The organism is Streptomyces sp. NPDC001068, from assembly GCF_042897315.1.
Classification (GTDB): Bacteria; Actinomycetota; Actinomycetes; order Streptomycetales; family Streptomycetaceae; genus Streptomyces.
Genome location: NZ_JBIAYD010000010.1, coordinates 1 through 22,546, shown reverse-complemented (window position 1 = coordinate 22,546; position 22,546 = coordinate 1). Strand labels below are relative to the sequence as shown.

Genomic DNA, 22,546 nt, shown 5'->3' with positions numbered 1-22,546 from the left:
GCTGTGGCCATCCAAGCACGCCACCACTCGAAAGAGGATTCGACATGCGCACCGCCCGCCGTGTCCGCCTGCTCGCCGCCACCGCCACCGCCACCGCCGTCGCCGCCCTCGCCCTCACGGCCTGTGAGAACGGCACCGGGACCCGGGACGAGGGAGCGTCCCCGGCGGCCAAGCCCGCCGCGAACGCGACGACACCGAAGCAGACGGCCACGACGCCCTCGGGGACCTCCGACGCCGGGACCGGGACGGGCAAGGGCGCCGGCGGTGGGGGGACGGATGCCGGCACCGGCGGGTCGGGGTCCTCGCCCGCGGGCGGCACGGCCGCCACCGCGAAGGCGCCCGGCACCGGCCGGGGCGGCAGCGGTTCCGCCCAGGTCCTGTGCAACGGCTCCGACACCGCCGTCACCGTCCAGCCGCTCTCCCGCCCGCTGAACCACATGCTGATCACGGTGCGGAACACCGGCAGCAGGACCTGCTACCTGACCTACTACCCCGTGCTGCGCTTCGACGACATGCAGTGGGTCCCGCAGCCCGCCGCGGAGACCCACCCGCAGGCGGTCACCACCCTCGCTCCGGGCGAGTCCGGGTACGCGGGCGTGCTGCTGTCCGCGGCCGACGGCAGCGGCGACGGCGGCACGACCGGCCGCAGGCTCACCGTGGCCTTCCAGGGCATGACGCCCAACAGCACGGGCGGGGCCTCGGCGACCCCGGCACTGCCGGCGAAGGGCGTCTACTACGACAGCTCGCTGCGGGTGACCTACTGGCAGCAGGACCGGAACGACGCCCTCGACTGGTGAGCCGGCACCGGCCCGCGGCGGCCACCGGCCCCGCCGGGGGGTTCAGCCGAGCATCCGGGCGGCCTCGACCGCCCAGTACGTGAGGATGTTCTGGGCGCCGGCCCGCTTGATGCCGGTCAGGCTCTCCAGGATGGCCCGGTCACGGTCGATCCAGCCCTTCTCGGCGGCCGCCTCGATCATCGAGTACTCACCGGAGATCTGGTAGGCGGCGACCGGCACGTCCGCGGTGTCGGCGACCCGCGCGAGGATGTCGAGGTAGGGCCCGGCCGGTTTGACCATCACCATGTCGGCCCCCTCCGCCAGATCCAGGGCCAGCTCCCGCAGGGATTCCCGGGCGTTGGCCGGGTCCTGCTGGTAGGTCTTGCGGTCGCCCTTGAGGGACGATCCGACGGCCTCCCGGAAGGGCCCGTAGAAGGCGGAGGCGTACTTGGCGGTGTAGGCGAGGACGGCGACGTCCTCCCGCCCGATCTGGTCGAGGGCGTCGCGGACGACGCCGATCTGCCCGTCCATCATCCCGCTGGGCCCGACCACGTGGGCGCCCGCGTCGGCCTGCACCTGGGCCATCTCGGCGTACCGCTCCAGGGTGGCGTCGTTGTCGACGCGCCCCTCGGAGTCCAGGACCCCGCAGTGCCCGTGGTCGGTGGTCTCGTCGAGACACAGGTCGGACATCACGAGCAGTTCGTCGCCGACCTCGGCCCGCACGTCCCGCAGGGCGACCTGGAGGATCCCGTCCGGGTCGGTGCCGGGCGTGCCGAGGGCGTCCTTCTTGTCCTCCTCCGGCACCCCGAACAGCATGATCCCGGAGATGCCCGCCTCGACGGCCTCCAGGGCCGCCTTCTTCAGGGTGTCCCGGGTGTGCTGGACGACGCCGGGCATGGCCGCGATCGGCACCGGTTCGGTGACGCCCTCGCGGACGAACGCCGGGAGGATGAAGTCCGCGGGGTGCAGTCGCGTCTCGGCGACCATGCGCCGCATGACGGGGGTGGTCCGCAGCCGACGCGGCCGGGTGCCGGGGAAGGAGCCGTACTTCGTCATGCTCCCTACGCTACGCCCGTCACCTGGGGCGACTTGCCGACGTGCCGTCGGTGCCGTCGGTGCTCCGGCCCGGCGCGGGCCGGAGCGTCCGGTCACGTCTTCGGAGGTCAGACCTCCAGTTCGCTCTCCAGCCCCTTGAGCTTGTGGCGGGCCAGGGCGAGGTTGCCGCGGGTCCGGTCCAGCGCGAGGTAGAGGAAGAGCGAACCGCCGACGGAGGTGAGCGGGCGGACCGACTGCTCGCATGACCGACCGGCACCTCCCGTCCGCCCGCAACGTCCCCGCCCTGCTGGCCGCCCTGCACGCCGAACGGCGCAGCTGCGCCGTACTGGTCTCCGGCGTTCCCGGCGGTGTCATCCACGTCCGCGACGGCATGGCCGTGGGCATGGACACCCCGGGCGCGCCCGGGGTCGAGGTCCTGCTCCTGAAGTCGTACCGGATCGCCGAGGACGACTGGGCGGCCGCTCGCGCCGGCGGAACCGATCCCGCCCGGCTGGCCCTGGGACTGGTCTCCCAGGGCCTGTTGGGCGCCGTGGAACTGGAGGTCATCGGCCGGTCCGCGCTGTTCGACGCCGCCTTCGCGCTGGCCCTGATCCGGCCGGACGGCTGGGAGGTGGGCGACCCACGGCCGGTGCTGGACACCGGCACCGCGGTGCCGCCCGGCCGGCTGGTCACCGAGAACACCCGCCGGATGAGCCCGCTGGCACTCGAACGCGGTGCCACCGCCCGCTTCGCCCGCGACCGTCTCGAACCGTCCCCGGAGGCCCGCGATCCGCAGCGGGTCGCCCGGCTCTCCCTCCGCCACCGGGCCGTCCTCACCGCCGCCGACGGCCGCAGGACACCCCGGGACATCGCGTTCGCCCTGGGCCGAGGCCTGTTCGCCGTCATGCTCGACCTGCGCGACCTACTGGCTCTCGGCCTCCTGAGGCCCCCGTCCGGGGCCGCCGTGGGCCGCCCCAGCACGGCCCCGCGCCACCCACCCCACCCCGCCACGGCAGCACCGAGCCCGTCGGCGGCCCCGCTCCCCCGTCGCAAGCGCTAGCCCCAAGGAGGCCGGCCGCCTCCGCACCACCCAGCACGACAGGAAGAAGGCACCATGAGCGACCCCGTGCAGGACATCCTCGTCTCGTTGCGCGACCGGGTTATGGGCATCTCCGAAACCACCCTCGCCACCGTCGACGGTCTGGTGGTGGCGAGCGACGCCGACAGGACCCACCCCGAGTCCATGGCCGCCCTGGCGGCGGCCGCCCTCTCCCTGGGCCACCGCCTGGCCGAACAAGGCAGCACCGGCACCCTCCGCCGGCTCACCGTCCAGTGCGGCGCGGGGCACGTCGTCGTGACCGCGGTGGGCACCCGTGCCCTCCTGGCCGTGGTGGCCGACGAGGGCCTGGACTGCCTGGCCTTCGACCGCGAGATCCCGACGGTGGTCGAGGACCTGAAGAAGGTCCTCGCCAATGACACGGCTTAGTTGAACCGGCGGGGTGCGGTCGATTCCGTGCCCATGGCCGTACCGGGCGGACGTCCCGGGAAAAGCACCGTATCCGTGTCGGCGCAGTTCCATCGGCAGCGGTGGCCGAGACGGGTGAACCGCGGCTGCCACCGTCGTCTGCCGGGCCCCGTTCAGGCCACGCGGACATCGGAGGCCGCTACTGAGCCAGCGCGTCGGCAGTCGCGGCAGTGGCCGGGCTCCGGGGCACGGAAGGCGCGCTCGCAGCCGTCACAGGTCTGGAAGGGATGGAGACCCCGGTGGCTCGTGCGGGCGTCCGCCGCCACGGCACGTGACGCGGGGATCGCCGGCAGGGGAGCGGGCAGCATTTCGCGGAGGCGGTAACCGAGCACACCGGCCGGGCGTCGCATGTCCGCGGGGAGATCGGCGGTCAGTGCACGGTGTACGACGGCTGCCGGGACACCACGGTCGAACCAGGCGGTGACAGCGGGGGCGAGCCGGATCACGTCCCGCGGGGAGAGCGTGAGACGGTCGTCGGTGCGGCGCAGGGCCGCGAGGAGGGCGGCAGCCTTCTCATGGCGTGCGTCGGGGCAGGTCTCCACGGCGGACGGGACGTGCGGGCCGGGCTGGTCGTGGGCCGCCTCGGTGCGTCGCTCGGACGCTGGGGGTGGCACGTGCTCCGGATCGGACTCGGGCTCAGGATCGGACTCGGACCCGGACTCGGGACCGGGCACGAGCTCGGGACCCGGAAGGACAGAGGTGGCCGGTGCCTCGTGGGGCACGGACCCGGTGCCGTCTCGGTCGTCCTCCTGAGGTGCCTGTCGGTCGTCCCCCGACGGGCGGGCCGCCGCAACGCTTCGCGTCCGGCCTCGCGCCGCGCCCGCCCCGCCGGGGGTGTGGTGGGCGTACGTCCGGGTGAACAACCGTCCCGCCCCGGTACGCTCCCGGACCCGCTCCAGGTAGCCGTGCGCCTCCAACTCCCGCAGGGCGAAGGCGATCCGGTCACGCCCCTCGGGGAAGCGGTCGGCGAGACTGCGGATGTCGACCGGGGCCCCCTCCGGCAGCGACAGGATGTGGGTACCCAGCCCGATCGCGGTCAGCGACAGCTCGCGGTGCTGGGCGAGGTGATTGCCTACGACGGTGTAGTGGCCCGACTGGTACGTGCGTACGTGGGTGACACCGGAGTGGGTGGTCGTCGGCCGAACGTCCTGATTCGAGCGCGGCGCGGGGATAGGCTTGTTGCCAGCCATGGGGAAGGTCCTGTCTTCCTCGTTGGTCAGGCCCTCGCACTGGGATGCCAGTCCCGGCGGGGGCCGAAGCATGTATGCGGTTGTGGATGTTGCCTGCGGCGAGACTGCCCGCCCGAGCCACTGCCGCGCCAGCCACACCGACCGGATTCACCCGCCCGTGTGACGAAGGCGGGGTTTGGTCGGTTGGAGGGTTTTTCCCCAGGGTTATTCGGTCTTTTACGGCCCGCAGCCCCGGAGCCCACCTCGCCGTGCGACGCGTTTCCCGGCTCCGGTTCCGGGCCTCACGGCGGCACGCAACCGGGTACCGACAACGCAGGACGCCCCGCCGTCCCGGTCGGGACGGCGGGGCGTGCACTTGCTCAGGCGGGGCGCGTTACGTGGTCGACCGGCGCCGCCGCGCCCCCGGCCGCCGTTCGCTCGGCCGCGTCACCGGGTCGCCGGCCTCCAGCGCGGCGGCGCGCCGGCGCAGGCCGAACTCCGCCAGCGCCTCGGCCAGCTTGCCGACCGACGGCTCGGGAGCCATCACGTCGACCCGCAGCCCGTGCTCCTCGGCCGTCTTGGCCGTGGCCGGGCCGATGCAGGCGATGACCGTCACGTTGTGCGGCTTGCCGGCGATGCCCACCAGGTTCCTGACGGTGGACGACGACGTGAAGAGCACCGCGTCGAAGCCGCCGCCCTTGATCGCCTCCCGGGTGTCGGCCGGCGGCGGCGACGCCCGCACGGTCCGGTAGGCCGTGACGTCGTCCACCTCCCAGCCCAGCTCGATCAGCCCGGCGACCAGCGTCTCCGTGGCGATGTCGGCACGCGGCAGGAACACCCGGTCGATCGGGTCGAACACCGGGTCGTAGGGCGGCCAGTCCTCGAGCAGCCCGGCCGCGGACTGCTCGCCGCTCGGCACCAGGTCCGGCTTCACGCCGAAGGCGACCAGCGCCTTCGCGGTCTGCTCACCGACCGCCGCGACCTTGATGCCCGCGAACGCACGCGCGTCGAGCCCGTACTCCTCGAACTTCTCCCGGACGGCCTTGACCGCGTTCACCGAGGTGAAGGCGATCCACTCGTACCGGCCGGTGACCAGGCCCTTGACCGCGCGCTCCATCTGCTGGGGCGTGCGCGGCGGCTCGACGGCGATCGTCGGCACCTCGTGCGGCACCGCGCCGTACGAGCGCAGCTGGTCGGAGAGGGTCGCCGCCTGCTCCTTCGTGCGCGGCACGAGCACCTTCCAGCCGAACAGCGGCTTGGACTCGAACCACGACAGCTGGTCACGCTGGGCGGCGGCGGACCGCTCACCGACCACGGCTATCACCGGCCGGCCGCCCTCCGGGGAGGGCAGCACCTTCGCCTGCTTCAGGGTCTGGGCGACCGTGCCGAGGGTGGCGCTCCAGGTCCGCTGCCGGGTGGTGGTGCCGGCGACCGTGACGGTCATCGGGGTGTCCGGCTTGCGGCCGGCGGCGACCAGCTCCCCGGCGGCCGCGGCCACCGAGTCGAGGGTCGTCGTCACCACGACCGTGCCGTCGGAGGCGCCGACCTCGGTCCAGCACCGGTCGGAGGCGGTCCGGGCGTCCACGAAACGCACGTCCGCGCCCTGCGCGTCCCGCAACGGCACACCGGCGTACGCGGGCACGCCGACCGCCGCGGCGACACCGGGCACGACCTCGAAGGGAACACCGGCGGCGGCGCAGGCGAGCATTTCCTCGGTCGCGTACGTATCGAGTCCGGGGTCCCCGGACACGGCACGCACGACCCGCCTGCCGCCCCGCGCGGCCTCCATGACAAGATGAGCCGCATCCCGCGCGGGCGGGACCGCAGCGGTCGTTGACGCTCCGTCAACAACCTTGAGTTGAGGCGCGCCTGTGCCCTGATACGGGTCCGACGAGGAACCCGGATTCATGGGTACGACGGAGACGCCCTGCCTGGCGTGGGCCCTGATCACGTCGAGCACCTCGTGCTCGGCGACCAGGACGTCCGCGGCGGACAGTGCCTCCACGGCACGCAAGGTCAGCAGCCCCGGATCCCCGGGTCCGGCACCCAGGAAGGTGACGTGCCCGTGTTCGAGGCCGGCGGGAAGGTTGGTGGGGCTCACTGTGCTCGCTCCCCCATCAGACCGGCCGCGCCCTGGGCAAGCATCTCGGTGGCGAGTTCGCGACCGAGCGCCGTCGCCTGGTCGTTTGTCTCGGGCACGGGACCGGTGGTGGACAACTGCACCATGCGCGAGCCGTCGGTCGTGCCGACGACGCCACGCAGGCGCATTTCCTTGACAGTCTGCCCGTCGGCCAGAAGGTCGGCCAGCGCGCCCACAGGGGCGGAGCAGCCGGCCTCCAGGGCGGCGAGCAGTGATCGCTCGGCGGTCACGGCGACCCGCGTGAACGGGTCGTCGAGCTCTCCGAGCGCGGCGATCAGCGACGCGTCGTCCGCGGCGCATTCGACCGCCAGTGCCCCCTGGCCGGGGGCGGGCAGAACCGTGTCGACCGACAGGAAGTCGGTGACCTCGTCGAGGCGGCCGATGCGGCTGAGTCCGGCCGCGGCCAGCACCACCGCGTCCAGCTCGCCCTCGTGTATGTATCCGATGCGCGTGTCGACGTTCCCGCGGACCGCGACGGTCTCCACGTCCAGCCCGTGGGTGCGGGCGTACGCGTTCAGCTGTGCCATCCGGCGCGGCGAACCGGTGCCGACGCGGGCCCCGCGCGGCAGGTCGGTGAACTTCAGCGCGTCCCGGGCGACGATCACGTCACGCGGGTCCTCGCGTACCGGTACGGCTGCCAGGACCAGGTCCTCGGGCTGCGTGGTCGGCAGGTCCTTGAGCGAGTGAACCGCGAAGTCGACCTCACCGCGCAGCAGTGCGTCCCGCAGGGCGGTCACGAAGACCCCCGTGCCGCCGATCTGTGCGAGGTGCTCGCGGGAGACGTCGCCGTAGGTGGTGATCTCGACGAGCTCGACGGGCCGTCCGGTCACCCGGCTCACGGCTTCCGCCACTTGCCCGGACTGGGCCATGGCGAGTCTGGATCGCCTTGTCCCCAGTCGCAGTGGGTTGTCACTCATTCCGGTCGGTCCTTCTTGTCTGTGCTGTCCACGGCCCGGGAGACGGATGCCACCGTCTCGGGGTCGAGGTCGAACAGGGTCCGCAGCGCGTCCGCGTACCCGGCGCCGCCGGGTTCCGCCGCCAGCTGCTTGACCCGTACCGTCGGCGCGTGCAGGAGCTTGTCGACGACCCTGTGCACGGCCTGCCGGATCTCCCCGCGCTGCCGTTCGTCCAGGTCCGGCAGGCGTCCGTCGAGCCGGGCGATCTCGCCGGCCATCACGTCGGCGGCCATGGTGCGCAGCGCGACCACGGTCGGCGTGATGTGCGCGGCCCGTTGTGCCGCCCCGAAGGCGGCCACCTCGTCGGCGACGATCCGCCGTACCTGGTCCACGTCGGCCGCCATGGGGGCGTCCGCGGACGCCTCCGCCAGCGACTCGATGTCCACCAGCCGCACCCCGGCCAGCCGGTGCGCCGCCGCGTCGATGTCGCGGGGCATGGCGAGGTCGAGGAGGAAGAGCTCAGGGGCGGGCCGGTCGAAGCCGGCGACCGGCTCGGGCCTGCGCAGCTCGGGGATGCGCCCCACCCGGGCGGCGGTCGCGGCGAGCGCGTCGATCAGCTCCGCCTCGGCCTCGGGCGTGCGGCGCCCGGCCTCGCGGATGTCGACGGTGCCGTTGTCCACCCAGGCGGCGTGCTGCTCCAGCTCGGCGGCGGCCATCCCGGCGACGGCGGCCTCGCCCATCACGGAGAAGCCGCTCTGCGCGGCCGTGAGGTCGAGCGGGCAGTTCTCGTCGTTGCCGGCGGGGCCGGCGGGCTTGGGGATGCCGTGCGCGGGCCGGTCGTCCGCGATCTCGGCGACCGGTGCGCCGGTCCGGCCCTCGACCGCCGCGGCGATCGCGTCGGCCGTGAGCACCAGTCCGGTGGCTCCCGTGCAGGAGACGGCGACGTCGGCACGTGTCAGCTCGACCGGCACCGAGTCCATCGGTACCGCGCGGGCCACCACGTCCGTGTCCTCGCTGTCGTTCAGGATCTGCGCCAGGCGCTCGGCACGGGCGTACGTCCGGTTCGCGACGACGATCTCGGCGACACCGGCCCTGGCCAGCGTGGCGGCGGCCAGCGAGGACATCGAACCGGCGCCGATGACCAGCGCCTTCCTGCCCTTGGCCCAGGTCTCCACGTCGGTGCCGGCGGCGAGCTGCGCCAGCCCGAAGGTGACCAGGGACTGTCCGGCCCGGTCGATCCCGGTCTCGGAGTGGGCGCGCTTGCCGACCCGCAGCCCCTGCTGGAACAGGTCGTTCATCAGCCGGCCGACGCTGTGCAGCTCCTGCCCCAGCGCCAGCGAGTCCTTGATCTGGCCGAGGATCTGCCCCTCGCCCACGACCATCGAGTCCAGTCCGCAGGCCACCGAGAACAGGTGGTGGACGGCCCGGTCCTCGTAGTGCACGTAGAGGTGAGGGGTGAGCTCGTCCAGGCCGACCCCGCTGTGCTGGGCGAGCAGGGTGGACAGCTCGGCCACTCCGGCGTGGAACTTGTCCACGTCGGCGTAGAGCTCGATGCGGTTGCAGGTGGCGAGCACCGCGGCCTCGGCGGCCGGTTCGGCGGCGACCGTGTCCTGGACCAGCTTGACCTGGGCGTCCGTGGTGAGCGCGGCCCGTTCCAGGACGCTGACCGGGGCGCTGCGGTGGCTCAGTCCGACGACGAGGAGACTCATGCCGGCATCACGGCGGGTACGTCCCCGTCGGGTCCCTGGTCGGTGGACTCCTTGTGGGCGGCGGCCGGCGGAGCGGTCGCCTCGTGCTCCTCGCCGGCCTTGCGCTGCTCGTGGAAGGCGAGGATCTGCAGCTCGATGGAGAGGTCGACCTTGCGCACGTCGACCCCGTCGGGGACGGTCAGCACGGTCGGGGCGAAGTTCAGGATGGAGGTGACCCCGGCGGCCACGAGCCGGTCGCAGACCTGCTGGGCGGCACCGGCGGGCGTGGCGATGACCCCGATCGACACACCGTTGTCGGTGATGATCTTCTCCAGCTCGTCGGTGTGCTGCACCGGGATGCCCGCGACCGGCTTGCCGGCCATCGCCGGGTCGGCGTCGATGAGGGCCGCGACCCGGAAGCCGCGGGAGGCGAAGCCGCCGTAGTTGGCGAGGGCCGCGCCGAGGTTTCCGATGCCGACGATCACGACCGGCCAGTCCTGGGTCAGGCCGAGCTCGCGGGAGATCTGGTAGACGAGGTACTCGACGTCGTAGCCGACACCGCGGGTTCCGTACGAGCCCAGGTAGGAGAAGTCCTTGCGCAGCTTCGCGGAGTTGACCCCCGCGGCGGCGGCCAGTTCTTCGGAGGAGACCGTGGGGACCGAGCGCTCCGACAGTGCGGTCAGCGCCCGGAGGTACAGCGGAAGCCTGGCGACGGTGGCCTCGGGGATCCCTCGGCTGCGGGTCGCCGGTCGGTGAGTTCGGCCAGTTGCCACGGTGCTCCTGCGGGTAGAGCGGGGCTGCGGACGGTCACACGTTCCCAGACCGCCCCGTCGACAGCAGGCTATGTCTTTGTGAACGCGTGCACAAAGATGGTGTCCGATTTGCCCGGCCAACGTGACCGGGGTCACGCACCCCCGGCGCGGCCGCGGGGGACCGGCGCACAGGCGCTCGCGCTCCATCTCGAACGGGGGCAAAACAGTACACACTCCTTACTCATCCCGCCCCCGAGACCAAGCCGCCGTCGATCCTAGGCGACTTTCCGGCCCGTTTGGACTAGTCGGTCAGTGCCTTGCGGAGGCGGTCTTCGTTCACACGCCAGAAGGTGTGCTGTTCACCGTCGACGAGTACGACGGGAATCTGCTCCCAGTACAGATCGTGCAGTTGCGAATCCTGGGTGATGTCCCGCCCCTCCCAGGGCACACCCAGTTCGCCGCACACCTTCTCGACCACGACCTGTGCGTCATCGCACAGATGACAACCCGGCTTACGGATCAGAGTGACCAGACGCGCACGAGACGCAGGTGCCTTGCGGCCGAAGAGAGGACTCATGCGGTCCATTCTCCCGCCCTGCCACACCCTGTTCGAGGCCTTGTTTAACGGGCCGGTCGCAGAGAGTTCACACCCGCCCAACTCCCGCGACTCCGGGACCACCGAACAAACTGGCTATGCTCACGACATGGCCGCTCTCGGATGGCTCACTCCCCGTAGGCGCTCCGCCACGGCGCGGAGCGTGTTGGCAGGCGAGGCCTCGGCGGAGGCCGCGCGCAAGAGCCAGGGATCCCTGGCCCAGGACGCCGCGTCCGCCGTCCCCAAGGACGCCGAACCGGACTTCCCGGTGCTCGGCGACACCAAGGCCGCCGCCTTCTTCGACCTCGACAACACGGTCATGCAGGGCGCCTCGATCTTCCACTTCGGCCGGGGGCTGTACAAGCGGAAGTTCTTCGAGACCCGCGACCTGGCCAGGTTCGCCTGGCAGCAGGCCTGGTTCCGGCTGGCCGGCGTCGAGGACCCGCAGCACATCCAGGACGCGCGGGACTCCGCCCTGTCCATCGTCAAGGGCCACCGGGTCGCCGAACTCCAGACCATCGGCGAGGAGATCTACGACGAGTACATGGCCGAGCGCATCTGGCCCGGCACCCGCGCCCTCGCCCAGGCCCATCTGGACGCGGGCCAGAAGGTGTGGCTCGTCACGGCGGCACCGGTGGAGATCGCCGACGTGATCGCCCGCCGGCTGGGCCTGACCGGCGCGCTCGGCACGGTCGCCGAGTCGGTGGGCGGCATCTACACCGGCAAGCTGGTCGGCGAGCCCCTGCACGGCCCGGCGAAGGCCGAGGCGGTACGCGCCCTCGCCGCCGCCGAGGGCCTGGACCTGTCCCGCTGCGCGGCCTACAGCGACTCCCACAACGACATCCCGATGCTGTCCCTGGTCGGCCACCCGTACGCCATCAACCCGGACACCAAGCTGCGCAGGCACGCCCGCGAGATGGACTGGCGCCTGCGCGACTACCGGACCGGCCGCAAGGCGGCGAAGGTGGGCATCCCGGCGGCGGCCGGAGTGGGAGCGGTGGCCGGCGGCACGGCGGCGGCGATCGCGTTGAGCCGGCGGCGGCGGTAGCGCGCGGCACGACATCGCTTCAGGGCCGCGGGCCCGTCGGCGGGTGCCCCGCGGTCGCCCGCGCGATTCCGCGCGCCCTGACGCGCGCCCCCGACGCGCGCCCCGGAGGCCACCCCCGGCGGCCACCCCCGGCGGCCGCCGTCGACAACCGTCCCTGATCGGCGCCCCTGACCGGTGCCCCGCGGACGGCGGCGAGTCCCCTCCGGCGCCCCAAACCTCGCGCGCCCGAATTATCGCGCCGTCCCTCCAACACGCCCTCGACTCCGCCTCAACACGCATGTTTCTGATCAACAATCGATCACTCTGTGGCACTTGAACCACCTCAAATCGGTTACGTAAGCGACGCAATCGGTGATTTGAGCAACTCGGTGTAGCAGTGCCTGCACGAAGCGTTATTCTCCTCAGACGCAAACCGGTACCCCTCCGTCGCTACGACGGGTGAAAGGTTCCGTACTGCACGTGATGGAAGCTCTGCCTCTGGGAGTCCCGTGTACCCACACGTCGGGGTTGACGCCTCGGGCCTGGCTACGCTGCGCGCAACTGTCGCAACGGTCAAAGAGACGCTGCGCGGCCTTGTCCCGACCGCGTACGCCGTCCCCGCCCTCGCCACCACCGCACCGATCGGTCCGTGCTACGCGCTGGCCGACGGCAGTGCGGCCGTCGGCAGACGCGGTCGTGCCGCCGGCACCGCCGCGGCCACCGCCCGCCGTCCGGCCGCGGACAGCGACAGTGCCCGGATGATGGACCTCGTGGAGCGCGCCCAGGCGGGCGAGTCCGACGCCTTCGGACGCCTCTACGACCAGTACAGCGACACCGTGTACCGCTACATCTACTACCGCGTCGGCGGCAAGGCGACCGCCGAGGACCTAACCAGCGAGACGTTCCTGCGCGCCCTCAGAAGGATCGGCACCTTCACCTGGCAGGGCCGCGACTTCGGCGCCTGGCTGGTCACCATCGCCCGCAACCTGGTCGCCGACCACTTCAAGTCGAGCCGGTTCCGCCTCGAGGTCACCACCGGCGAGATGCTCGACGCCAACGAGGTCGAGCGCTCACCGGAGGACTCCGTCCTGGAGTCCCTCTCGAACGCGGCACTCCTGGAAGCCGTACGCCGCCTCAACCCCCAGCAGCAGGAGTGCGTGACACTCCGCTTCCTCCAGGGACTCTCGGTCGCCGAGACCGCCCGGGCGATGGGCAAGAACGAGGGTGCCATCAAGACCCTCCAGTACCGGGCCGTGCGCACCCTCGCCCGGCTCCTCCCGGACGACGCACGCTGAGCCGGGCACGCTCGGCGACAGCCAACTCACGCTTGGTGAAGGCCCGTTGTCTTTCTCAGTCGATCGCCGGTCGTCCGTAACCCAAGTGCCGAGCCGCTCGTTGTGCGGGATACAGGCTCCCTGTGGTCACGTCCAGCAAGACCCTGATCACACGATCGTGTGGATCGGTCGAGGGCGTGCAACCCTCAGGACCCCCTGGGGAGTCGACTGTCATGACGAGAGGAGGTGCCGCCAGTGATCGCGAACGTATCAACGCACCGGCGGGCGAACGCCTTCGCCCAGGCCCTGGAGGAGCAGCCCGACCGGGACCCGGCGGCCGAGCGGCCCGAGGGACCGGCGGGCGATCCGCCGGCCACCGCGGACCGGGCCGAACGGGCCGAGCAGGGCGAGCTGTTGGTCCTGGCGACAGGGCTCGCCGCACTGCCCAAACCGGTACTCGACCCTGAGGTCAAGGTCGTGCACCGGGCCCGGCTGGTGGCCGCGATGGAGGCCATGCTGGCGGAGGGCACCCTGGGCGGGGTGGCGGACGCGTCGGTTCCCGGGCAGCGCTCGGCCCGGTCCAAGGGCACGCACCGGGCCAGCCCGCTGGGCAAACTACGACCGCGTTCCCGGCTCACCAAGGGACTGGCCGCGGGCGGCCTGAGCGTCGGCGTCGCCGCCGGGGCCTTCGGCGGGGTCGCCGCCGCCAGCTCCGACGCACTGCCCGGCGACTCGCTGTACGGCCTCAAGCGTGGCATCGAGGACTTCAAGCTCAACTACCTGTCCGACGGGGACGACCAGCGCGGCCAGACCTACCTCGACCAGGCCTCGACCCGGCTGATGGAGGCCCGCCGGCTGATGGACCGGGACCGCGGCGGCCACCTCGACCACGAGTCCATCGGCGAGATCCGCCGCACCCTGTCCGGGATGCAGCACGACGTCACCGAGGGCCACCGGCTGCTGCACGAGGCCTACGAGCGCGATCCGAACTCGCTCGGCCCCATGCAGGCGCTGTCCGCCTTCGCCCAGTCCCACCGCGAGGCCTGGGGTGCGCTGCGCGACAAGCTCCCCGTCCAGCTCGGGGACGTCAGCCAGCAGGTGACGTCGGTCTTCGACGCCATAGACGAAGAGGTCGCCCCGCTGCAGTCCCTGCTTCCCCAGCCGCCGCAGAACACCGGCGGCAGCACCGGCAGGCAGGACTCCGGGACGGCGTCCACCGGATCCTCCGGCCGCCACCGGTCGACGGCTCCGGCGTCCCCGGGCAGCTCCGCCTCGGGCCACGAGTCCGGCACCGGCAGCCCCAGTGGCTCGGCCTCCGGCAGCGCCACCGACGACCTGATCGGCGGCACCACGGGCGGCCTCCTGGACCCGCCGAAGTCGGGCAGTTCGGGCGGCAGCAGCGCGTCCCCGTCCAAGTCCCCGTCCAGCGGACCGGACGTCACCCTGCCCCCGCTCCTCCCCGGCCTGCTCCCGGGCCTGGGCATCGACAGCGAGGACGCGGGCAACTAGTCGGCGATGTCACACACCCCGCGCCCCTGAAGGGGCGCGGGGTGTGTGACATCCGGCTCCACCGCGTGGCCACGACCAGCCCCCACGCACCCGCATCCGCATCCGCATCCGCATCCGGAACCCAAGGTCCTCAGAAAAACACCGACCGCCGCTGCACCAGCAACTTGTACAGCGTGTGCTGGATCTGCTCTCGCACCTGATCGGTCAGGTTGAACATCAGCATCGGATCCTCCGCCGCCTCCGGCGGATAGCCGTCCGTCGGGATCGGCTCCCCGAACTGGATCGTCCACTTCGTCGGCAGCGGCACCGCCCCGAGCGGCCCGAGCCACGGGAACGTCGGCGTCAGCGGGAAGTACGGAATCCCCAGCACCCGGGCCAGCGTCTTCGCGTTGCCGATCATCGGGTAGATCTCCTCGGCCCCCACGATCGAGCAGGGAATGATCGGCGCCCCCTGCCGCAGCGCGGTCGAGACGAACCCTCCCCGCCCGAACCGCTGGAGCTTGTACCGCTCGCTGAACGGCTTCCCGATGCCCTTGAACCCCTCCGGCATCACCCCGACCAGCTCGCCCTGCTCCAGCAGCCGTTCGGCGTCCTCCGCGCACGCGAGCGTGTGCCCGAGCTTGCGCGCCAGTTCGTTCACCACCGGCAGCACGAAGACCAGGTCGGCCGCCAGCAGTCTGAGGTGACGATTCTCCGGATGATGGTCGTGCACGGCGACCTGCATCATCAGACCGTCCATCGGCAGCGTCCCGGAGTGGTTGGCGACGATCAGCGCACCGCCCTCGGCCGGGATGTGCTCCAGGCCCTTCACCTCGACCCGGAAGTACTTCTCGTACACCGGCCGCAGCAGGGACATCAGGACCTGGTCGGTCAGCTCCTCGTCGTACCCGAAGTCGTCGACCTCGTAGTCCCCCGTCAGCCGCCGGCGCAGGAACGCGAGACCGCGTGCGACGCGCTGCTCCAGGCCGGCCTGGTCGTGCTGCTCCGTCACATCCGTCTCAGGGTTCTCACGGCTCACGTTCACATCTTCCTGCGCGGGGATCCGCCCGGCGAGAGGCTGGACCTCGCGCACCGCCCCGGACTCGCGCACCGCCGCCTGCTCAGCGCCGCCCTTGCGCCGGCTCCCCGACCCCCGGCGCCGGGCCGGCCGCTGCACGGCAGCTCCGCGGGACCGGTCGTCGTCGAACGGAATGACCTTGGCGTCCGCCATCGTGTTGCGCTCCTCAGTTGGCGCTCTGCGTCGGTGTCTTCCCGCCGCTCAGGACGGGCAGGGCGGCGATCCGGTCGACGGCTGCCGCCACCGCCTGCGGCGGCAGCAGCCCCGTGGCCTGTGCCCGTACGAAGTCCGCGAACGTCTCCGCCGTCGTGTACCTCGGCTGGAATCCCAGCGTCTCCCGCATCTGGCCGGTGGCGACCACCCGGCCGTGCGTCAGCAGCCGGATCTGCTCCGGCGAGAAGTCGCTCATGCCGAGCGTCCGCACCAGCGAACCGGCCCAGGTGACCGCCGGCAGCAGCAGCGGCACGGTGGGCCGCCCCAGCCGCCGCGAACACTGCGAGAGCAACAGCACACCGTCGCCCGCGATGTTGAACGTGCCGCTGTTCAGGGTCCCGCGGGCCGGCTCGCGCGAGGCGATCCGCAGGACGTCGATCACGTCGTCCTCGTGCACGAACTGCAGCCGCGGGTCGTACCCGAGGACGGTGGGCAGCACGGGCAGGGAGAAGTAGGAGGCGAGCGGGGTGTCGGCGGTCGGTCCGAGGATGTTGGCGAACCGCAGCACGCACACCGCCACGTCGGGCCGCCTCCTGGCGAACCCGCGCACGTACCCCTCGACCTCGACCGTGTCCTTCGCGAACCCCCCGCTCGGCAGGGACTTCGGCGGGGTCGTCTCGGTGAAGACGGCGGGATCCTTCGGCGCGGACCCGTACACGTTGGTACTGGACTTGATCACCAGCCGCTTGACGTTCGGAGACTTCTGACACGCACCCAGCAACTGCATGGTCCCGATGACATTGGTCTCTTTCACCGAGGCCCGGCTCCCGCTGCCGAGCGGCGTGCCGGTCACGTCCATGTGGACGACGGTGTCGGCGCCGGTCTCGGCGAGGATGCGGGCGACGGTCGGCTGCCGGATGTCGGTCTGGATGAAGTCGGCCCCGCCCAGGTGGTGCTCGGGTGGCACCGCGTCCACGGCGACGACCCGTTCGACGTCGGGGTCACGCTGGATCCGTCGTACGAACCGGCCTCCGAGTTGACGGGCCACTCCGGTCACGAGCACGACCTTCGCCAAGATCAGCGCCTTTCTTCCGTGTTCCCGTATGCGGGCCAACTTAGCGCGTTGATGTTGCGCCGGCATGACCCCCAGCGGGCCGGGGTGAGCCGTCACGGCCGGAAAATGCGTATGGCCCCCCACCGTACTGGTGGGGGGCCACACACAAGCTCTCGCGGCTCGGTGCCGTAATTACTTCTTGTTACGGCGCTGAACGCGCGTGCGCTTGAGCAGCTTGCGGTGCTTCTTCTTGGCCATCCGCTTGCGCCGCTTCTTGATAACAGAGCCCACGACTACCCTCGCTCACTTCTCATCACTCGGTGCTGGGCGCCATGGGCCCATACGACCTACGAGGGGCTAGCCTACCCGCCCGAGCGCTGAGGTCGTAATCGAGGTGCTCCGGGACGAATCCCGGAACGGCCGTCAGGCGGTCTCGACCCCCACATAGCTCTCGCGAAGGTACTCGTGTACCGCTTGCTCCGGGACGCGGAAGGACCGCCCCACCCGGATCGCGGGCAGATGACCGCTGTGCACCAGCCGGTACACGGTCATCTTCGACACTCGCATCACCGCGGCGACCTCCGCCACGGTCAGGAACACAACCTCGTTGAGAGGCCTCTCGCCAGCTGCCATGACACACCTGAACCTTCCGCACTCGACGGGCCACCGGCTTCCCCTTCCGGTGACTCTTCGTCGTTGCGTGCTCACTCCCCAATGTAGGGGCGGGTGATGCGAGTGGGGAAGAGGTGCACCCATCGGCGGCCTACTGTGACAGACACGCTCGATTGAGTACGTAGCGGGTCAGCGGCGTGTAGTAATCAGACCGCACGCCGTCATCAACCGGAACGGCGACGGACACCACCCCCTCGGCCTCTCCCACAAAGAGCGCGGGGTCATCCGTATCCGCAAGACCAATGGCCTCAAACCCGAGCTGACCAGCACCGCAGACCCACCCGTGGTCCCCCACCACCAGTTCGGGAAGCGGTCCGTCACCGCCGGCCGCCGCGGCCAGCGCGACCCGAACCGGCAGCGGCGAGTGCGTGTGCTCACCCGGCGCACAACCGGGGCGTTCGCCTTCCGATTCCCGCACCAACCCGACACCTTGTACGTAATCGAGGCTGCGGGTGCGTAGACCGAACCGGGTCGTTATGTCGACACAGCGACCCTGCGCGGGGGTGAGAATCTCACACCCCGCCGCCGACAACGCGTCCGCGAGACCGGCGTAGAACCCGATCAGCCGGTGCGGATGGCCGGTCCCGAACAACACGGGAGCCCGCCGTCGGGCCACCTCCCCCACGCGTTCCGCGAAGGCGTCCAGCGCGACCACCGTCAACTCGGGATCGATCACATCATGCCCTGAAACGCATCGCGGATCGTCCGAAACCCCACACCTGCTCGCCATCAACCGAACCAATTCCCGCTCGGTCCAGTCCCCTTGCGGGTCGATACCGATCAACACCCGGGGATCCCGAGCCGCGAACAGCCGATAACGCCGAAGACTCCGCTCCCGAGCGGAACCCACCACCCCCGCCAGCCCCACGGCCACCAGGTAGTCCCGAAGCCCAGCACCACTCAACACCCCAGCGATGGTGACGCACCCAGCCCACCGAACACCCCGAAACCACCCCAACACCCCACGTCCGGCCTAACGCCCCACGCCACCCACCGCAACCGTGACAACCCCATGAGCCCGCCACTCACCAGCCCGTCCGGCGTTTGAGGACGAGGCCGTTCAGGCCGACGCGGGGGTCTGGGGGCGGCAGCCACCAGGGCGGGGGCGAGAACCCCTACGCCAGCAGCCCCCGCAGCGGAAAGGCCGCACGCCGAGTCGCCAGCACCGCCTGGTCCAACCGGTCGGCGGGGTCGTAACCCGCCTCCCACCGCGCCCAGTCGACCGGCCAGCGCCCGTCCGTCATCCGCCCCGGCCCCAACTGCCGGGTCCTGGCGTACACCTCCTGCCGCCACGCCTCGGGAACCAGCGTCTCCGGCGCGATCTCCCGCCCCGCGGCGATCGCCACCAGATGCGTCCACGACCGGGGCACGACGTCCACCACCTCGTACCCGCCGCCCCCCAACGCCACCCACTTACCGCCGGCGTACTCGTGCGCCAGCTCATGGCAGGCCACCTGCACGGCCCGCTGCGCGTCCAGCGAGACGGCCAGGTGCGCCAGCGGATCCTCGAAATGCGTGTCCGCGCCGTGCTGGGACACCAGCACCTGCGGCCGGAAGTCGGCGACCAGCTCCGGCACCACCGCGTGGAACGCCCGCAGCCACCCCGCGTCCCCGGTCCCCGCCGGCAGCGCCACGTTCACCGCCGAGCCCTCTCCCGCCCCGGCCCCGACCTCCGTCGGCCACCCGGTCTGCGGAAACAACGTGCGGGGATGTTCGTGCAGCGAGATCGTCAGGACCCGCGGATCCTCCCAGAACGCGGCCTGCACCCCGTCCCCGTGATGCACGTCGACGTCGACGTAGGCGACGCGCTCGGCCCCCAGCTCCAGCAGCCGGGCGATGGCGAGCGAGGCGTCGTTGTAGATGCAGAACCCGGAGGCGGCCCCCGGCATCGCGTGGTGCAACCCGCCCGCGAAGTTCACCGCGTGGTCGGTGTCCCCCCGCCACACCGCCTCGGCCGCCGCCACCGACTGCCCGGCGATCAACGCGGACACCTCGTGCATCCCGGCGAACGCGGGGTCGTCGACCGTCCCCAGCCCGTACGACTGATCGGCCGCCCCCGGATCCGCCGAAGCCGCCTTGACCGCCTGGACGTAGTCCTCCCGGTGCACCAGCCGCAGCGTCGACTCCCCGGCCGGTTTCGCCGCGACGACCTCCACCGCCCGGTCGAGCTCGAAGGCCTCGACCAGTTTCCGGGTCAGCGCCAGGCGGACCGGATCCATCGGGTGGCCCGGACCGAAGTCATAGCCCGTTACTTCCTTGTCCCACATCAGCTGTGCGCGGCCGCTCATGTCCGTCACCGTATCGGTCCGTCCGGGTCGCGAACGAACGGGCGTACACCAACGTCACCAGCACCAACACCATCGGCACGAGCATCGCCCCGCGGTAGCTCCAGGCGTCGCCCAGCGCACCCACCAACGGCGAACCGACCAGGAAGCCGACATAGTTGAAGATGTTCAGCCGGGCGATGGCCGCGTCCGAATCGCCCGGGAACAGCCGTCCGGCCGCCGCGAAGGTCTGCGGCACCAGGACACACAACCCCAGCCCCAACAGGGTGAACCCGGCCATCCCGACCCACGCTCCGGACGCCCCCGCCACCACCGCGAACCCGGCCGCCGCCACCAGCGCGCCCAGCCGCACCACCGCCACGGCCCCGAACCTCCGCACCCCGAAGTCCCCGAGGGCCCGGCCGACCAGCGTGGTCACCATGTACACGTTGTACGGCACCGTGGACAGCTGCTCACTGCTTCCCAGCACGTCCTTCAGATACTTGGCACTCCAGTTGGAGACGGTCGAGTCACCGATGTAGGCGAACGTCATCACCAGGCACAGCGGCAGCAGCAGCTTGAAGACCACACCAGCGCCACCCGCCGGCGCGCCCACCCCGTCCCCAGCGTCCGTCGCGACCGCCGTGCTCTTCGCCGACGCCGGCCCGCCGTCCACGTAGAACCGGCTCCCCACCAGTGCCGCCGGCAACAGCACCGCGACCACCGGCAGGTACGACACCCACAGCGCGAGATGCCAGTGCGCCCCGACCCACGCCAGCGAGGCCCCCAGAATTCCGCCCAGGCTGTAGGCGGCGTGGAAGCTGAGCATGATGCTGCGCCCGTACGTCCGCTGCAGACTCACCCCGAGCATGTTCATCGTGGCGTCCAGCGCCCCGACCGCCAGCCCGAACGCGGCCAGCGCCACCGCGAGCGCGGCCACCTGTCCGCCGGCCCCGACCCCGAGCAACGCCAGCATCACCACGGGCTGGGACCAGCGCAGCAGCCGGCTGGGCCGGACCCGCTTCACCAACTGCTCGGTGGTCACACTGCCGACGCCGGCCAGGACCGGCACGGCCGCGAGAAAGACCGGCAGCAGCGCGTCGGAGACGCCGTACCGGTCCTGGATGGCAGGGATGCGCGTCACGAGCAGCGCGAAGGTGGCGCCCTGCGTGAAGAAGCTGAACGCCAACGAGGCCCTGCCGCGCCGCAGCACATCTGTCATGGCGGCGAGCGTAGGGCCCCGGCGTACTCGTGGGTAGATCCAGTCAAAGATGAATTTCCTTCAGCTTTACTCCGCTGTCGCCCGGGGAGACTCAGTGGCCCCGGGCGACACCGCGAGCTCAGGCGGCGACCGCGAGCCGGCCGTCCCGCTCCGCCTCCGCCGCCGCCTCCTGGCCGGCCTCCCCGCGCCGCACCTCGTCGGTGATCAGGCAGGCCATCGGCTCGGCGGCCACCCCGCCGCAGACCACCATTCCCAGCGTGATCGCGACGACCAGGAGGAGCGAACTCAGCCAGACCATGGTGTCCACGGGGATGGTGTAGGCGCCGACCACTCGGGCGACGCACTCCACCAGCAGCATCAGGCCCCAGATCACCGAGAAGACCCGCTCCTTCCGCAGGAACTCCGCCGACCCGGCCACGGTCCCGGACGCCAGCCGCTCCCAGGCCGCCTCCCGGGCAGCGTCGCCCTTGACCAGGAACGGCTTCAGACCCGCCGTCATCATCGGCCTGCCCACCGCCACCGACACCAGGATCCCGATGCCGACCGTACTGCTGACCGCGCCGTCCTTGGCGAGCATCAGCCGCGGGTCGCCGGACACGAAGCTGAGCGCCAGGCCGACCACGTTCACGACCAGGATCAGCGCCGCGAGCCCGTTGACCCGGCGCTCCCTGACCACACCCCACACCGTCCGCACGGCCGGCACCACACTGCTCCAGGCGAGCGCCGCGAAGGTGCTCATCCCGAAGGCCCCCTTGAAGAAGTAGTACGACCCGAGGGGCACCGCCACATCCACGATCAGCGGCCGGAGGTTCTCCAGCACGCCGGCCTGCCGCTTGCTCGGGGTCCCGGTGTTCGTCGTCTTCGTCATGCCCTCAGCTTCGCGTCCGGGCGGGGTCCCCCAGTAGAAACGAACGTCCACGGCTCGGCATGACAATTGTCAGCGCCCTCACGATGCCCTCGGTCATTCCAGCAGGTCAGCCAACTGCCCCGGGTCGGAGAAGAGTTGGGTGGCGCCCCGCAGCCGGTCGGCCGGCGTCATCGCGGTGAACCCGTACACGTCCATCCCGGCCGCGACGGCGGCCTGGACCCCCAGCGGACTGTCCTCGACGACGGCGCAGCGCTCCGGCGCGACCCCCATCCGCTCGGCGGCGTGGAGGAAGAGGTCGGGCGCCGGCTTTCCGCGCCCCACGTCCTGGGAACTGAACACGCGCGACGGATCGAACCAGCGGTCCAGTCCGGTGGTGCGGTGCCCCACGCGGATCCGCTCGTGGCTCCCCGAGGACGCCACGCAGTACGGCACCCCGTCCGCCGTCAGCCGCTCCAGCACCTCCGCGATCCCGGGGACGGGCTTCAACTCCCTTTCGAAGGCGGCGAACACCCGCGCGTGAAAGACGTCGTCGAAGTCGTCCGGCAGCCGCTGCCCGGTGCGCTCCTCGACGAGGTCGTGGACGCGGTGCATCGCGGATCCCATGTAGTCCCGTATGGAGTCCTCGTAGGAGGTGGGGTGCCCCAGCTCGGTCAGATAGGAGGCGAGCAGCCGGTTCGAGATGGGCTCGCTGTCGACGAGCACGCCGTCGTTGTCGAAGATGACCAGGTCGTAGCGCATAAGGCCGAGCATAAACGCGAAAAGGCCCACACCATACGGTGTGGGCCTTTCCCAAAAATTGTTCGGCGGTGTCCTACTCTCCCACAGGGTCCCCCCTGCAGTACCATCGGCGCTGTAAGGCTTAGCTTCCGG

At 71.4% G+C, this 22,546-nt stretch carries 22 protein-coding genes; 6 read left to right on the top strand and 16 right to left on the bottom strand.

Features of this window, described 5'->3' with window-relative positions:
- Positions 1-44 precede the first annotated feature (44 nt).
- A complete protein-coding gene (locus tag ACFY3I_RS26840; protein ID WP_390863367.1) occupies positions 45-797 on the top strand; it encodes a DUF4232 domain-containing protein in 753 nt (250 codons plus the stop codon).
- Between the two features lie 42 nt (positions 798-839).
- Here the strand turns inward: ACFY3I_RS26840 and hemB are convergent, their stop codons facing one another.
- Positions 840-1,832 carry a porphobilinogen synthase gene (gene hemB / locus ACFY3I_RS26835; protein WP_390863365.1) on the bottom strand — a complete coding sequence of 331 codons (993 nt, stop codon included), beginning with the start codon at positions 1,830-1,832 and terminating at the stop codon, positions 840-842.
- Positions 1,833-2,073: 241 nt separating this feature from the next.
- On the opposite strand from hemB, the gene ACFY3I_RS26830 reads away from it, so the two are divergent.
- Both ACFY3I_RS26830 and ACFY3I_RS26825 read left to right on the top strand, forming a co-directional pair.
- The gene (locus ACFY3I_RS26830) at positions 2,074-2,871 is read left to right on the top strand and encodes a hypothetical protein (protein ID WP_390863363.1); all 798 of its coding nucleotides are present in this window, start codon (positions 2,074-2,076) and stop codon (positions 2,869-2,871) included.
- Between the two features lie 54 nt (positions 2,872-2,925).
- Positions 2,926-3,297: a roadblock/LC7 domain-containing protein gene (locus ACFY3I_RS26825; RefSeq protein WP_390863361.1), complete on the top strand. Its 372-nt coding sequence runs from the start codon at positions 2,926-2,928 to the stop codon at positions 3,295-3,297.
- A gap of 152 nt (positions 3,298-3,449) precedes the next feature.
- Here ACFY3I_RS26825 and ACFY3I_RS26820 read toward each other — a convergent pair whose 3' ends face one another.
- The 6 genes from ACFY3I_RS26820 to ACFY3I_RS26795 all read right to left on the bottom strand — a co-directional run bounded on the left by ACFY3I_RS26820 (position 3,450) and on the right by ACFY3I_RS26795 (position 10,558).
- Positions 3,450-4,526, bottom strand: coding sequence for a helix-turn-helix domain-containing protein (locus ACFY3I_RS26820; RefSeq protein WP_390863359.1), 1,077 nt, complete (start codon positions 4,524-4,526; stop codon positions 3,450-3,452).
- A gap of 373 nt (positions 4,527-4,899) precedes the next feature.
- Entirely contained in the window at positions 4,900-6,606 is a 1,707-nt protein-coding gene (locus ACFY3I_RS26815) for a uroporphyrinogen-III synthase (RefSeq protein WP_365288977.1), read from the bottom strand.
- Positions 6,603-7,562 (bottom strand): hydroxymethylbilane synthase, encoded by a 960-nt coding sequence (hemC, locus tag ACFY3I_RS26810; protein WP_365288976.1) that lies wholly within the window; start codon positions 7,560-7,562, stop codon positions 6,603-6,605. The genes ACFY3I_RS26815 and hemC overlap by 4 nt, the downstream gene beginning before the upstream one ends.
- Complete coding sequence (locus ACFY3I_RS26805; RefSeq protein WP_390863355.1) at positions 7,559-9,250, bottom strand: glutamyl-tRNA reductase; 1,692 nt, start codon at positions 9,248-9,250, stop codon at positions 7,559-7,561. Before ACFY3I_RS26805 ends, hemC begins: the two co-directional genes overlap by 4 nt.
- Entirely contained in the window at positions 9,247-10,002 is a 756-nt protein-coding gene (locus ACFY3I_RS26800; RefSeq protein ID WP_365288974.1) for a redox-sensing transcriptional repressor Rex, read from the bottom strand. The genes ACFY3I_RS26805 and ACFY3I_RS26800 overlap by 4 nt, the downstream gene beginning before the upstream one ends.
- Positions 10,003-10,282: 280 nt before the next feature.
- Positions 10,283-10,558 carry a glutaredoxin family protein gene (locus tag ACFY3I_RS26795; protein WP_365288973.1) on the bottom strand — a complete coding sequence of 92 codons (276 nt, stop codon included), beginning with the start codon at positions 10,556-10,558 and terminating at the stop codon, positions 10,283-10,285.
- A 127-nt stretch (positions 10,559-10,685) separates the two neighbouring features.
- Here ACFY3I_RS26795 and ACFY3I_RS26790 point away from each other — a divergent pair, with 127 nt between their 5' ends.
- The 3 genes from ACFY3I_RS26790 (at position 10,686) to ACFY3I_RS26780 (ending at position 14,386) form a co-directional block, all read left to right on the top strand.
- Positions 10,686-11,624 (top strand): HAD family hydrolase, encoded by a 939-nt coding sequence (locus ACFY3I_RS26790; protein WP_390863353.1) that lies wholly within the window; start codon positions 10,686-10,688, stop codon positions 11,622-11,624.
- 488 nt (positions 11,625-12,112) lie between these two features.
- Entirely contained in the window at positions 12,113-12,898 is a 786-nt protein-coding gene (locus ACFY3I_RS26785; RefSeq protein ID WP_390863351.1) for an ECF subfamily RNA polymerase sigma factor, BldN family, read from the top strand.
- Positions 12,899-13,132: 234 nt separating this feature from the next.
- Entirely contained in the window at positions 13,133-14,386 is a 1,254-nt protein-coding gene (locus ACFY3I_RS26780; protein WP_365288970.1) for a DUF5667 domain-containing protein, read from the top strand.
- 130 nt (positions 14,387-14,516) lie between these two features.
- Here ACFY3I_RS26780 and ACFY3I_RS26775 read toward each other — a convergent pair whose 3' ends face one another.
- From ACFY3I_RS26775 to ACFY3I_RS26735, 9 genes are all read right to left on the bottom strand, one after another.
- Complete coding sequence (locus ACFY3I_RS26775; RefSeq protein ID WP_390863349.1) at positions 14,517-15,596, bottom strand: lysophospholipid acyltransferase family protein; 1,080 nt, start codon at positions 15,594-15,596, stop codon at positions 14,517-14,519.
- Positions 15,597-15,609: 13 nt separating this feature from the next.
- Positions 15,610-16,671 carry an NAD-dependent epimerase/dehydratase family protein gene (locus tag ACFY3I_RS26770; protein WP_365288968.1) on the bottom strand — a complete coding sequence of 354 codons (1,062 nt, stop codon included), beginning with the start codon at positions 16,669-16,671 and terminating at the stop codon, positions 15,610-15,612.
- Between the two features lie 171 nt (positions 16,672-16,842).
- Positions 16,843-16,941: a 30S ribosomal protein bS22 gene (locus ACFY3I_RS26765; protein ID WP_003948845.1), complete on the bottom strand. Its 99-nt coding sequence runs from the start codon at positions 16,939-16,941 to the stop codon at positions 16,843-16,845.
- 132 nt (positions 16,942-17,073) lie between these two features.
- Positions 17,074-17,283 carry a helix-turn-helix domain-containing protein gene (locus ACFY3I_RS26760; protein WP_067299677.1) on the bottom strand — a complete coding sequence of 70 codons (210 nt, stop codon included), beginning with the start codon at positions 17,281-17,283 and terminating at the stop codon, positions 17,074-17,076.
- Positions 17,284-17,413: 130 nt separating this feature from the next.
- On the bottom strand, positions 17,414-18,229 hold the full coding sequence (locus ACFY3I_RS26755) for a phosphatase (protein WP_390863347.1): 816 nt from the start codon (positions 18,227-18,229) through the stop codon (positions 17,414-17,416).
- Positions 18,230-18,437: 208 nt separating this feature from the next.
- Positions 18,438-19,610, bottom strand: a complete 1,173-nt coding sequence (locus tag ACFY3I_RS26750; protein WP_365288966.1) for an acetoin utilization protein AcuC — start codon at positions 19,608-19,610, stop codon at positions 18,438-18,440.
- Positions 19,561-20,808 (bottom strand): MFS transporter, encoded by a 1,248-nt coding sequence (locus tag ACFY3I_RS26745; protein ID WP_390863345.1) that lies wholly within the window; start codon positions 20,806-20,808, stop codon positions 19,561-19,563. Before ACFY3I_RS26745 ends, ACFY3I_RS26750 begins: the two co-directional genes overlap by 50 nt.
- Positions 20,809-20,926: 118 nt before the next feature.
- Positions 20,927-21,676: a VC0807 family protein gene (locus tag ACFY3I_RS26740; RefSeq protein ID WP_390863343.1), complete on the bottom strand. Its 750-nt coding sequence runs from the start codon at positions 21,674-21,676 to the stop codon at positions 20,927-20,929.
- A 93-nt stretch (positions 21,677-21,769) separates the two neighbouring features.
- Entirely contained in the window at positions 21,770-22,414 is a 645-nt protein-coding gene (locus ACFY3I_RS26735) for an HAD family hydrolase (protein ID WP_390863342.1), read from the bottom strand.
- Positions 22,415-22,546 lie beyond the last annotated feature (132 nt).

What these genes read in the sequence shown, in the direction of transcription:
- ACFY3I_RS26840 (WP_390863367.1), top strand. Translation starts at nt 45, where the DNA reads ATGCGCACCGCCCGCCGTGTCCGCCTGCTCGCCGCCACCGCCACCGCC.
- hemB (WP_390863365.1), bottom strand. Translation starts at nt 1,832, where the DNA reads ATGACGAAGTACGGCTCCTTCCCCGGCACCCGGCCGCGTCGGCTGCGG.
- ACFY3I_RS26830 (WP_390863363.1), top strand. Translation starts at nt 2,074, where the DNA reads ATGACCGACCGGCACCTCCCGTCCGCCCGCAACGTCCCCGCCCTGCTG.
- ACFY3I_RS26825 (WP_390863361.1), top strand. Translation starts at nt 2,926, where the DNA reads ATGAGCGACCCCGTGCAGGACATCCTCGTCTCGTTGCGCGACCGGGTT.
- ACFY3I_RS26820 (WP_390863359.1), bottom strand. Translation starts at nt 4,526, where the DNA reads ATGGCTGGCAACAAGCCTATCCCCGCGCCGCGCTCGAATCAGGACGTT.
- hemC (WP_365288976.1), bottom strand. Translation starts at nt 7,562, where the DNA reads ATGAGTGACAACCCACTGCGACTGGGGACAAGGCGATCCAGACTCGCC.
- ACFY3I_RS26805 (WP_390863355.1), bottom strand. Translation starts at nt 9,250, where the DNA reads ATGAGTCTCCTCGTCGTCGGACTGAGCCACCGCAGCGCCCCGGTCAGC.
- ACFY3I_RS26795 (WP_365288973.1), bottom strand. Translation starts at nt 10,558, where the DNA reads ATGAGTCCTCTCTTCGGCCGCAAGGCACCTGCGTCTCGTGCGCGTCTG.
- ACFY3I_RS26790 (WP_390863353.1), top strand. Translation starts at nt 10,686, where the DNA reads ATGGCCGCTCTCGGATGGCTCACTCCCCGTAGGCGCTCCGCCACGGCG.
- ACFY3I_RS26775 (WP_390863349.1), bottom strand. Translation starts at nt 15,596, where the DNA reads ATGGCGGACGCCAAGGTCATTCCGTTCGACGACGACCGGTCCCGCGGA.
- ACFY3I_RS26760 (WP_067299677.1), bottom strand. Translation starts at nt 17,283, where the DNA reads ATGGCAGCTGGCGAGAGGCCTCTCAACGAGGTTGTGTTCCTGACCGTG.
- ACFY3I_RS26750 (WP_365288966.1), bottom strand. Translation starts at nt 19,610, where the DNA reads ATGAGCGGCCGCGCACAGCTGATGTGGGACAAGGAAGTAACGGGCTAT.
- ACFY3I_RS26745 (WP_390863345.1), bottom strand. Translation starts at nt 20,808, where the DNA reads ATGACAGATGTGCTGCGGCGCGGCAGGGCCTCGTTGGCGTTCAGCTTC.
- ACFY3I_RS26740 (WP_390863343.1), bottom strand. Translation starts at nt 21,676, where the DNA reads ATGACGAAGACGACGAACACCGGGACCCCGAGCAAGCGGCAGGCCGGC.
- ACFY3I_RS26735 (WP_390863342.1), bottom strand. Translation starts at nt 22,414, where the DNA reads ATGCGCTACGACCTGGTCATCTTCGACAACGACGGCGTGCTCGTCGAC.